Here is an 11,538-nt window from a genome sequence, read left to right on the forward strand (position 1 = left end):
CACGCGACGGAGGGGGAGTCGATGATGTTCGACACGGAGCTGATTGTGCGCAGTTCAACGGCCCCGCCGTCGCGTTCCCGGAGCAGGTGACGGCGGCGGCGCCGCACCCGTTCGTCCCACCCGCAGCCACCGAGGGGCCCGGCCGTCCGCCGGGCCCCTCGGTGCTGTCCGCCCTAGTGACGGTGTGTTACGGGCGACCGAGGCGCAGATTAAGTTCTTGCGCAGACTCATTGACTTCTTGCGTCATTCACTTTTACTGTCAGCGCCGTTGAGATGACGCAGAGGCCGTGCCCCTGCAAGTCACGCAAACCCGTTGCAGGAAGGCATGGGATCTCCATGGACGGCATCACAAGACGCCAAGCCCTCGGTGTGGCCGCGGCCACCGCCCTCACCCTGGGACTCGCCGGCTGCGGCGGCTCGTCCGGGTCCGGCGGGAGCGGGGTGGGCAAGGACGGCGTCGTGACGATCACGGTCAACGGCATGCCCGCCAAGACCCAGCCCGCCGACCGCAAGGACTACGAAGAGCTGGTCAAGCAGTTCGAGGCGAGCCACCCGAAGATCAAGGTCGTCGCCCACGAGGGCCAGATGGACCCCAACACCTTCGCGGCGAAGCTGGCGGGCGGCCAGCTGGAGGACGTGTTCTACGTCTACTTCACCGACCCGGCCGGACTGATCCAGCGTCACCAGGCCGCCGACATCACCCCGTACCTCAAGGGCGTGCCGTACCTCAACGACATCCGCCCGGCGCTCCAGGACGTCTTCAAGAGCGACGGCAAGGTCTACGGCCTGCCCACCGGCAACTACTCACTCGGTCTGCTCTACAACCGTGAGCTGTTCAAGAAGGCCGGACTCGACCCGGACACCCCGCCGACCACCTGGGAAGAGGTGCGCGCCGACGCCAAGAAGATCAGCGCGCTCGGCGACGACACCGTCGGCTACGCCGACTACAGCAAGAACAACCAGGGCGGCTGGCACCTCACGTCGTGGATCTACTCCATGGGCGGCGACGTCGCCACCCAGCAGGGCGGCAGCTGGAAGGCCGCGTTCAACAGCGACGCGGGGCACAAGGCGCTCCAGGCCCTGCACGACATGCGCTGGACCGACAACAGCATGGGCACCCGCCAGCTCCTGGAGATCGGCGACGTGCAGAAGCTGATGGGCGCCGGCAAGCTCGGGATGTACATGGCGGGCCCGGACAACATCCCCACCATCGTCAAGCAGTTCGAGCGCAAGTACGACGAGTTCGGCCTGGCGGCGCTGCCCGGCACCGCGACCCTCGGCGGCGGCGACGGCTTCATGTTCAACCCCAAGGCGTCCCCGGAGAAGATCAAGGCGGGGCTCCAGTGGATCCAGTGGAAGTACCTCAACCCCGACCGTGAAGAGGCGAACACCAAGAAGTTCGCCGCCCTCGGGGTACCGATCGGACTGCCCCAGCCCAACCTCTTCGACGGCGCCGCGCAGACCAAGAACGACGCGATCCACACCAAGTACGCCAATGTGCCGCAGGCCAACTACAAGCCCTTCGTCGACCGCAGCCCGCAGGTCGCCGTCAAGGTCGAGCCGCCCAACGCACAGCAGATATACACCGTCCTCGACGGAGTGATGCAGGCCGTACTCACCAAGAAGGACGCGGACTTCGACCAGCTCCTCGGCGACGCCCAGAAGAAGGTCGACACCATCCTCGCCACGGTCAAGTGAGCTGACCTGAGAATGGCAACGGACGCACCCCCCTCCACCACCCCGCGCACCCCCGTACGCGGATCCGCCGGAAGCCGCGCGAAGAGCGACGGAGGACCGGCGCACCGCCCGGCCGGCCGGCGCGCACGCCGGATCCGGGAGAACGCGGTCGCCTATCTCTTCCTCGCCGCCGGGATCCTGTGTTTCGCGCTCTTCTCCTGGTACCCGATCGTGCGGGGAGTCCTGCTGAGCTTCCAGCAGGTCAACTTCGCCGAACCGGCCAGGTGGGTGGGGCTCGACAACTTCCAACGGCTCTTCGACGACCCGCTGTTCACGACGGCCTGGCGCAACACCGGCTACTTCACCCTGCTGGCGCTGGTCTTCGGCTTCGCGGCGCCCTTCGCGACGGCCCTCGTGCTCAACGAGTTCCGGCACGCCAGGTCGTATCTGCGGATGACCGTCTACCTGCCGGTGATGCTGCCGCCGATCGTCACGATGCTGCTGTGGCGCTGGTTCTACGACCCGGGACCCGGCCTGTTCAACAACGTGCTGGGCGTCTTCCACCTGCCCGCACAGCAGTGGCTGGAGTCGCAGAACCTCGCGATGGTCTCCCTGGTCCTCGTCTCCACCTGGGCCAACATGGGGACCACCACCCTGATCTACCTGGCGGCGCTCGGCGGCATCCCCGGTGAGCTGTACGAGGCGGCCGAACTGGACGGTGCGTCCATCGCGCGCAGACTGTGGCACGTCACCGTGCCGCAGATGCGCTTCATCCTGATGATCACGCTGCTGCTGCAGATCATCGGCACGATGCAGGTGTTCATCGAGCCGTTCGTCCTCACCGGCGGCGGCCCCGACGACGCCACGGTCACCGTCCTGCTGCTGCTCTACCGCTACGCCTTCGTCTACAACGACTTCGGCCTGGCCAGCGCCATGAGCACGCTGCTCTTCGTGGTGCTCGGCACCTTCGCAGGCATCTACCTGCGCCTCACCCGGACCAGGAGCTGACCACCGCCATGGCAGCGGAAACGCCCGTACGCACCCTGATAGCCCCGACCGAGATGACCCGCCGCACCGGCAGGTTCCTCTACCGCTTCGTCCTCACGGCGACCCTGGCCGGATTCACCCTCGCCTTCGTCTTCCCGCTCTACTGGATGACGACCGGCGCGCTCAAGTCCTCCGCCGAACTCGCCGCCCCGCACCCCACGTTGCTGCCGCAGACCTGGCACCCGGACAGCTACTCCCAGGCCTGGTCCAGCGTCGGACTCGGCCGGTACTTCCTCAACACACTCCTGCTCGCGGCGGGCGCCTGGCTCCTCCAGCTGGTCGTGGACGTCGCCGCCGCGTACGCGCTGTCGAAACTGCGGCCCGTGCTCGGCAACGTGGTCCTCGGCATGATGCTCGCCACCCTGATGCTGCCGGTCTCAGCGCTGCTCGTACCGACGTACCTGACCGTCGTCGACGTGCCGCTGCTGCACGTCAACCTCATCAACACCCCGTGGGCGATCTGGCTGCCGGCCTGCGCCAACGCGTTCAACATCTTCATACTCAAGCGGTTCTTCGACCAGATCCCCGGCGAACTGCTCGACTCCGCACGGATCGACGGCGCCGGCACCGTACGGGTCCTGGTCTCCGTCATCCTGCCGCTCTCCCGCCCGGTCCTCGCCGTGGTGTCCATCTTCGCGGTCGTCGGAGTCTGGAAGGACTTCCTCTGGCCGATGCTCGTCCTGCCCGACCCGGCAAGGCAGCCGATCACCGTGGCGCTGAACCGGCTCTCCCTCGACATGCCCGCGAACCAGTTGCTCGCGGGCATGGTGATGGCCAGTGTGCCGCTGCTCGTCCTGTTCCTGATCTTCCAGCGCAGCATCATCTCCGGCCTCACCGCAGGCAGCCTCAAGGGCTGACTCCTGTCTCCCCTCCTGGAAGGACACACCGTCGTGTCACCAGCACCGAGAACACGCCCAACCCCGCTTCACTCCCCGTCCCTTCTGCGTATGGCGGCCCTGGTGGTGGCCCTCATCTGCGCTCTGGCCTACGCGCTGACCGGGCCGCTGGCGCCCGGCGCCCAAGCGGCGAGCAGCACACTGGAGGCCGAGTCGGCCGCGCTGTCCGGCGGCGCCGCCGTCTCCACCGAACACCCCGGCTACACCGGCAGCGGCTTCGTCGGCGGCTACACCGACGCCAACAAGGGCCGCGCTTCGACCTCGTTCACCGTCCAGTCGGCGGCAGCCGGCAGCGGATCGGTCAAGATCCGCTACGCCAACGGCACCACGGCGACGATGACGCTGAGCCTCTACGTCAACGGCGCCAAGGTCCGCCAGGTGAGCCTGCCCCCCACGGCCAACTGGGACAGCTGGACCACCCATGACGAGCAGCTGACCTACCGGCAGGGCGCCAACACCGTCGCCCTGACCTTCACCACCGCCGACAGCGGCAACATCAACCTCGACAACGTCGTCGCCACGACCCCGGACAGCACACCGACCGATCCGCCCACCGACCCGCCGACCGACCCGCCCGCCGGATCGCCCGCCCTCCAGGCCGAGAGCGCCTACTTCTCCGGTGGCGCGTCCGTCGCGACCTCCGCGACCGGCTTCACCGGCAGCGGCTATCTCACCGGCTTCACCACCAGCGGCGCCCGGACCGTGTACGACGTCAACACCGCCTCCGCCAAGACCTATCCGGTGGTCGTGCGCTACCGCACCGACAGCGGATCGGCCGCCACGATCACCCTCACCGCCAACGGCACCAAGGTCCGTCAGCTCTCGCTGCCCGGCACCTCAGGGGCGTGGAAGGACGCCACCACCGACGCCCCGCTGCGCGCCCAGCTCAACACACTGACGCTGCGCACCGAGTCCGGTGACAACGGCGCCCTGCAACTGGACGGCATCACCGTCACCGGCTCCGCCGCCGGTGCCACCCGTGGCGCGACCGTCCCGTACACCACGTACGAGGCGGAGTCCGGCACCACCAACGCCTCCACCATCGGCCCCGACCGCACCTACCTCTCGGTGCCGTCCGAGGCGTCGGGCCGTAAGGCGGTCGTCCTCGACAGCACCGGTGAGTACGTCCAGTTCACCCTCACCAAGCCCGCCAACGCGCTGACCCTGCGCTACTCGCTGCCGGACACGGCGCCCTCCGCCACCCTCAGCGTCTACGCCGGCTCCACCCACGTCCGCGACCTCGACCTGACCACCAAGTACAGCTGGGTGTACGGCGCCTACCCGTACAACAACGACGCGTCGCAGGGCTCCGGCCACCACTTCTTCGACGAGACCCACGCCCTCATCGGCAGCTTCCCCGCCGGGACCGTGCTCAAGTTCCAGAAGGACGCGGGCGACACGGCCGCCTCGTACACCCTGGACCTCGTCGAGACCGAGACCGTCGCCGCCGACCAGGCCATGCCGGCCGGGTTCGTCTCCGCGACCACCCTCGGCGTCACCGCCAACGACAACAGCGACGACACCTCGGCCCTCAACTCGGCCGTGCAGAACGTGAAATCGCAGGGCAAGGGGCTCTGGCTGCCCGCAGGTACGTACAACATCTCCGGCCATGTGAACCTCACCGGGATCGCCCTGCGCGGCGCCGGCGTCTGGTCGACCGTACTGCGCGGCAGCAACGGCAAGGGCGGGCTGTTCGGCCAGGGCGGCACCAGCACCGTCCAGGACCTGACCATCGCCGGTGACGTGTCCTACCGGGACGACGCCAACTTCGACGCGGGGATCGAAGGCAACTTCGGCAACGGCTCGACGTTCCAGAACATCTGGATCGAACACACCAAGGTCGGTCTGTGGATCGACGCCCCCACCAACGGCCTGTACGCGACCGGGCTGCGCATCCGCGACACCTTCGCCGACGGCGTCAACCTCCACAAGGGGACCACCGACACCGAGCTGCGCGACTCCAGCATCCGCAACACCGGCGACGACGGCCTCGCGATGTTCTCCGAGGGCCAGGCCGTCACCCGCAGCGCCTTCCGCTTCAACACCGTGCAGGTGCCGCTGCTCGCCAACACCGTGGGCATCTACGGCGGCAACGCCAACCGGGTCGAGGACAACCTCCTCTCCGACACCGTCACCGGCTCGGCCGGCATCGCCATCAGCAGCCGCTTCGCACCGGTCCCGTTCAGCGGCACCACCTCCGTGCAGCGCAACACACTCCAGCGCACCGGCGGCTTCGAACCCAACTGGCAGAGCAAGTTCGGCGCCCTGTGGATCTACGCCGACTCCTCCGACATCACAGCGCCCGTCCTCGTCCAGGACATCGACATCATCGACTCCACCTACAGCGGGGTGCTGATCTCCTTCAACAAGACCGTCAGCAATCTGACCCTGAAGAACATCAAGATCCAGAACACCGGTCTCTACGGCATCGAGATCCAGTCCGCGGGATCCGGCACCTTCTCCGGTGTCACGGTCAGCGGCGCCGCCTCCGGTGGCCTGAACAGCAGCGGCGGATTCGCCATCACGCGCGGAGCCGGCAACTCCGGCTGGTAACCGCCCCCGGTGCCGGGGCCCCCGCGAACCCGGGGGCCCCGGCACCACCTCATCGAACTAGGAGTTCCTGTGACCCACTGGTGGCGGCATGCCGCGATCTACCAGATCTACGTACGCAGCTTCGCCGACGGCGACGGCGACGGCACCGGCGACCTCGCCGGCGTCCGGAATCGGCTGCCCTATCTGCGGGAACTGGGCGTCGACGCCCTGTGGTTCACCCCCTGGTACACCTCACCGATGGCCGACGGCGGCTACGACGTCGCCGACTACCGCGACATCGACCCGCTGTTCGGCACCCTCGCCGAGGCCGAGCGGCTCGTCGAGGAAGCCCACACCCACGGACTGCGCGTCCTCGTCGACCTCGTGCCCAACCACTGCTCCGACCAGCACCACTGGTTCCAGGAGGCGTTGGCCGCAGGACCCGGCTCCGCCGCCCGCGAACGGTTCTGGTTCCTGCCGGGCCGCGGCGAGAGCGGCGAACTGCCGCCCAACGACTGGCACTCCTACTTCGGCGGCAGCGCCTGGACCCGGATCACCGAGGCGGACGGCACCCCCGGCCCCTGGTACCTGCACATGTTCGCCCCGCAGCAGCCCGACCTGAACTGGGAACACCCCGAGGTACGCGCCGAGTTCGAGGACATCCTGCACTTCTGGCTGCGCCGCGGCGTCGACGGCTTCCGGATCGACGTGGCCCACGGCCTCGCCAAGAAGCCGGGCCTGCCCGACGTCGGCCCCGACCCCGACCCGACCGATCTGCCCTACCAGGACCATGACGACGTCCACGACATCTACCGGAGCTGGCGCAAGATCCTCGACGGCTACCCCGGCGACCGGATCTTCGTCGGCGAGGTCTGGCTGCCGTCGGCCGAACAGTTCGCCCGCTACCTGCGCCCCGACGAGCTGCACTCGGCGTTCAACTTCGACTTCCTGTGCAGCTCGTGGGAGCCGGCCGCGCTGCGCGACGTCGTCGACTCGACGCTCGCCGCCCACGGCCCGGTCGGCGCGCCGCCCACCTGGGTGCTCTCCAACCACGACACCATCCGCCATGTCACCCGCTACGGCCGCGCCGACACCTCGTTCGACATGGGCGACAAGCGGCTCGGCGACCCGAGCGACCTGACCCTCGGCCGCCGAAGAGCCCGCGCGGCGGCGCTGCTGACCATGGCGCTGCCCGGCGGGGTGTACATCTACCAGGGCGACGAACTGGGCCTGCCCGAGGTCCAGGACCTCCCGGACGCGGTCCTCCAGGACCCCACGTTCCTCCGCTCCGGCGGCGCCGACCGCGGCCGCGACGGCTGCCGAATCCCGCTCCCGTGGCAGCCCGGCGGCGCAGCGCTCGGCTTCTCACCCGACGCCGCCACCGCCGCGCCCTGGCTGCCGCAACCCGCGGACTGGGCCCCACTCAGCGTCGCGGAACAGACCGCCGACCCGGACTCCTTCCTCACCCTCTACCGCACCGCACTGGCCCTGCGCTCGGCCCGCCTCACCGCCCTGCCGGAGACCCTGACCTGGGTGGACACCCCACCGGACACCCTCTGCTTCGACCGCGCAGGCGGCTTCCGCTGCCTGGTCAACGCGACGGACACACCGGTGCCGTTGCCGCCGGACGCGACGGTACTGCTCAGCAGCGCTCCCCTGGAGGAGAGCGCCGAGGGCCGCGTACTGCCTGCGGACAGCACGGTCTGGCTGGACATGAATTAACGTCTCACGGATGACGATCTTCGATGAGCAGGAGCGGCGGATCTGGGCGGGGCGCGCCGACGCGTACGCCGGCAGCTTCGCCGCTCTCTGCGCCCACCCCGTGCCCCAACTGCTCGACGCGGCTGGAGCGGGTGCGGGCTCGCGGCTGCTGGATGCCGGTACGGGAACGGGCACCGTCGCCGCAGCCGCGGTGGAGCGCGGTGCCCGGGTGACCGCCGTCGACGCCGACCCCGGCATGGCGGCCAGGACAGCGGCGGACGTACCGGCCGCCGACGTCCGGGTCGCGGCCCTGCCCGTACTGCCTTTTCCCGACGGGGAGTTCGACGCGACCATCGCCAACTTCGTGCTCAATCACGTGGGCCGTCCGAGGGCCGCTCTCGCCGAACTGCGCAGAGTGACCCGGCCCGGTGGACGGATCGCCGTGACCATCTGGCCGGCGCAGGCCGCGCCAGGTCAGACGCTCCTGCCACGTGCGGTGGAGGCGGCGGGCGTCGTACGGCCCGGCGATCTGGCCTCGCTCGCCGCAGACGAGGAATTCCCCAGGACCGCACAGGGCCTGGCGGATCTGGCGCGGGAGGCGGGCCTCTCCGAGGTGTCCTGCACGTCCCTGGACTGGGACCATCAGGTGGCCGCCGAGGTGTGGTGGAGCGGTCCGGCGGCGGGCGTCGCCACGATCGGCCACATCGTCACGCGCCAGGATCCGCAGACCGTGGCGGAGATCAAGCGGCAGTTCGCCCGGCTCAGTGTCCCGTTCGGCGGCCCGGACGGTGTGCTGCGACTGCCGCACACCGCCCTGCTGGCACACGGAAGAGTGTGACCCTCCCGGCTACTTCACCGACTTCTCGCCGGTCGGGCCCGCCGCGAACCAAGTTCCGCCGATGCCCTGGCCCTTGGTGTCGCCGGGCCTGCTGTCGCCCGAGAAGCGGTAGAGCGGCCAGCCGCCCACGGTCACCTGGACCTGGCCGTCGTCGCGGCGTATCGCGCCGATCTGCTTCGGGTCCACGCCCGCCAGGTACACGTTGCCGCCCTCCGCGATGGTGACCGGCGGCCAGGTGACGGCGCAGTCGTCGGCGCAGTTGGAGTGGGACGGCCGGGCGGTGTCCTTGTCGAAGCGGTACAGCGTCGCCTGGTTGACGTTGATGAGGTGGCTGCCCAGGTCGGGCGACTGGACCGCGGAGAGCTGGACCCACTGCGGTGGTGTCTCCTGCACGGCGACCCCCACCACGGTGCCGCCGTTGCCGGTCTTGCCGTTCTGGGCCGCGCTGCTGTCGACCACCTGGAGCGCGGAGTTGCCCGCAGCCGGCGCGCCGGAGGCGGGCGCCGAGGACGCGGGCGCTGCGGCCGCGGGCGACGAGGCGGCCGGCTTCGCGGCCTTGTCGGTGATCGAGATGGTCTTGTCGCAGGCGGACAGGGCGGCCATCCCGCAGAGCACGAGAGCGGAGGCGACGAGGGCCCGGCCGACCGGCCTGCGGGCGGCGCTGTAGCTGTGGAGAGGGAGAGTCACGCCCCCAACACGGGATACGGCGACGAAAGGTTCACCTGAACGAACAGCGCGCCGGGTGCGTGTTGACAGTACGCGGCACACAACGGCGCGGCGGCTTGGCACGGAGGAGAGAAGCGCGCGATGACCGACATTTTCGTACCCGGCGACGAGCTGGACCAGGCGCGGGCCGGTCTGGCGTTCGTCGAGGACAACATCGACATCGGCCACCACACCTTCGACTTCGACAAGGCGTTCGGCCCCGAGCTGTCCCGAGGCTCGGCCCAGAACTTCGAGAACAAGTGGAACGACGGCAAGAACCAGCTGAAGAAGCAGGTCAAAGGCATCCGGGAGGCGATGGACAGCATCTCCGACGCCTTCACCAAGACGGACAACGACGCCGTGTCGAACCTGAGCGGCGGCGGCCGGTGACCGTCGCCGAGCGCTTCCTGCTCAACGTGCCCGACCTCTGGACCGAGCTGGACCTCAGCGGCGAGACGATGGCCACGGCCCGCTCCGCCGCCCTGGCCCGTACCGACAACCCACGCGAGCGGGCACAGATCAACGATCTGTTCCGGCAGGGCCGTGAGATCAGCCGGGCCGCACGCAACCACGGCGCGCTGTTCGCCTCGGGCACCGCCTCGATGTACGACGAAGGGCTCTTCCTCGCCTACGCCATGGTCTTCGCCGTCACCACACCCGAAGGCCTCGAACTGACCCTGCCCGTCATCTCCGCCCAGCTCGGGGTCTCCTCGGCGAACGGCAAGGCCCCCGCCGACCGGGTCATCGGCGCGGCCAAGGTTCCCCACGTGGGCACCGTCGCCCGGATCACCGGTACGGAGGAGACACCGATCACCGCGGACATCAACGTCAAGCTGCTGACGATGCACACCATGATGCCCGTCCCCGGCACGGCACGGGACTTCCTGGTGGTCACCTGCGCCAGCCCCAACCTGCCGCTGAAGGACGAGGTGTACGACCTCTTCGACGCGGTCACCGGCACCTTCCGGTTCCTCTCGGCCGAGGGCGGCGTCGTACCGGCAACGGTGTGAACTCGCCCGCCCAATAGGGGTGGTGACGCTACGGGCGGTGCGCGGTGACCGGCGGCCCCGCGATCGTGGCGAGCCGCAGCTTGGTCTCGTCCTCGCTGCCCGGCACCGCCGTCATGATCACGATCTTCAACTCGGAGTCACCGTCGGTCAGTGTGTCGCAGTCCACGGTGACCGTCCCCACCGAGGGATGCTCGATCCGCTTGTGGTCCTCGCGGTGCGTCGCCACCGAACCGGCCGCCCACAGTTCGGCGAACCGCTCGCTGCCCGCGACCAGTTCACGGACCAGCTCCGCCAGATGCGTGTCGTGCGGGAAACGGCCGGTGGCGCGGCGCAGGTCGGACACCACGGCCGCGTCCGTCGCGTCCCTGTCCACCTCGATCACCGGCCACAGCGCGAGCCGAACGGGGCCCGCGTCCTGCGGGAACCTGCTGCGGGCGAAATTGCGCTGCCGCGCCGGCAAGGACGACGGATCGCCCAGCAGCGCTGCCCAGCCACGGTTCCACCAGATCAGCTGCCAGTCGGCGGCGAACACGGCGACCGCGGTGTCCCCGAGCCGGCTCAGCACCCGCTGCACACCGGGCGGGATATGGCCGGGGACCGCGTCGTTCCCCGGCGGGACCAGGTGGGCGAGCCGGTACAGATGGTCCCGCTCGGCGGCCGACAGCTGGAGGGCGCGGGCCAAGGACGCCACCACCGACGCCGACGGCGTCGTGGACCTGCCCTGCTCCAGGCGTACGACATAGTCGACCGACACCCCGGCGAGTTCCGCCAGCTCCTCGCGGCGCAGCCCGGCCGCGCGGCGTGCGTGGCCCACCGGCAATGCGGCGGCCGACGGGGGCAGCCGGTCCCGCCAGGTGCGGATCATCGCGCCGAGCCCGGCTCCGGGGGTCGTGGTCATACGTCCCATGGTCCCGCATCCCCGGCCCGCCCGGCGCCGCCCATGGTGGTACTGCCGTTCCTACCGTCGAACCTTCTCTGGTCGGCCGCCCCGGCCGGACGAACACTGAAGGCATGACGATCATCTTCATCACAGGAGCGAACAAGGGGCTCGGCCGGGAGACGGCCCGCCGGCTCGTCGAGCTGGGCCACACCGTCCTCGCCGGAGCCCGCGACCCCGAACAGGGCGCGGCGG

The 11,538-nt window shown here is 69.6% G+C and carries 11 protein-coding genes; 9 read left to right on the forward strand and 2 right to left on the reverse strand.

Annotated elements, in window-relative coordinates; all coding sequences use genetic code 11:
• Positions 1–336 precede the first annotated feature (336 nt).
• The 6 genes from HY68_RS32310 to HY68_RS32335 all read left to right on the forward strand — a co-directional run bounded on the left by HY68_RS32310 (position 337) and on the right by HY68_RS32335 (position 8,691).
• Positions 337–1,698, forward strand: a complete 1,362-nt coding sequence (locus HY68_RS32310) for an extracellular solute-binding protein (RefSeq protein ID WP_041998509.1) — start codon at positions 337–339, stop codon at positions 1,696–1,698.
• Positions 1,699–1,710: 12 nt separating this feature from the next.
• The gene (locus HY68_RS32315; protein WP_041998511.1) at positions 1,711–2,685 is read left to right on the forward strand and encodes a sugar ABC transporter permease; all 975 of its coding nucleotides are present in this window, start codon (positions 1,711–1,713) and stop codon (positions 2,683–2,685) included.
• Between the two features lie 8 nt (positions 2,686–2,693).
• The gene (locus tag HY68_RS32320) at positions 2,694–3,581 is read left to right on the forward strand and encodes a carbohydrate ABC transporter permease (RefSeq protein ID WP_041998514.1); all 888 of its coding nucleotides are present in this window, start codon (positions 2,694–2,696) and stop codon (positions 3,579–3,581) included.
• Between the two features lie 90 nt (positions 3,582–3,671).
• Positions 3,672–6,173 (forward strand): CBM35 domain-containing protein, encoded by a 2,502-nt coding sequence (locus tag HY68_RS46090; protein ID WP_041998516.1) that lies wholly within the window; start codon positions 3,672–3,674, stop codon positions 6,171–6,173.
• Between the two features lie 69 nt (positions 6,174–6,242).
• A complete protein-coding gene (locus HY68_RS32330; protein ID WP_107070248.1) occupies positions 6,243–7,874 on the forward strand; it encodes a glycoside hydrolase family 13 protein in 1,632 nt (543 codons plus the stop codon).
• A gap of 10 nt (positions 7,875–7,884) precedes the next feature.
• Positions 7,885–8,691, forward strand: a complete 807-nt coding sequence (locus tag HY68_RS32335) for a class I SAM-dependent methyltransferase (protein WP_041998518.1) — start codon at positions 7,885–7,887, stop codon at positions 8,689–8,691.
• A 9-nt stretch (positions 8,692–8,700) separates the two neighbouring features.
• Here HY68_RS32335 and HY68_RS32340 read toward each other — a convergent pair whose 3' ends face one another.
• Entirely contained in the window at positions 8,701–9,378 is a 678-nt protein-coding gene (locus HY68_RS32340; RefSeq protein ID WP_041998522.1) for a hypothetical protein, read from the reverse strand.
• A gap of 120 nt (positions 9,379–9,498) precedes the next feature.
• Between HY68_RS32340 and HY68_RS32345 the strand changes: the two genes are divergently transcribed.
• Both HY68_RS32345 and HY68_RS32350 read left to right on the forward strand, forming a co-directional pair.
• Complete coding sequence (locus HY68_RS32345) at positions 9,499–9,786, forward strand: hypothetical protein (RefSeq protein WP_041998525.1); 288 nt, start codon at positions 9,499–9,501, stop codon at positions 9,784–9,786.
• Positions 9,783–10,406: a hypothetical protein gene (locus HY68_RS32350; protein WP_041998527.1), complete on the forward strand. Its 624-nt coding sequence runs from the start codon at positions 9,783–9,785 to the stop codon at positions 10,404–10,406. The genes HY68_RS32345 and HY68_RS32350 overlap by 4 nt, the downstream gene beginning before the upstream one ends.
• Positions 10,407–10,434: 28 nt before the next feature.
• On the opposite strand, the gene HY68_RS32355 is transcribed toward HY68_RS32350, so the two are convergent.
• The gene (locus HY68_RS32355) at positions 10,435–11,304 is read right to left on the reverse strand and encodes a helix-turn-helix transcriptional regulator (protein ID WP_107070249.1); all 870 of its coding nucleotides are present in this window, start codon (positions 11,302–11,304) and stop codon (positions 10,435–10,437) included.
• Positions 11,305–11,417: 113 nt separating this feature from the next.
• Here HY68_RS32355 and HY68_RS45775 point away from each other — a divergent pair.
• The coding region (locus HY68_RS45775) for an SDR family NAD(P)-dependent oxidoreductase (protein WP_041998534.1) at positions 11,418–11,538 on the forward strand (121 nt) is incomplete at its 3' end.

The organism is Streptomyces sp. AcH 505 (assembly GCF_000818175.1).
Taxonomy (GTDB): domain Bacteria; phylum Actinomycetota; class Actinomycetes; order Streptomycetales; family Streptomycetaceae; genus Streptomyces.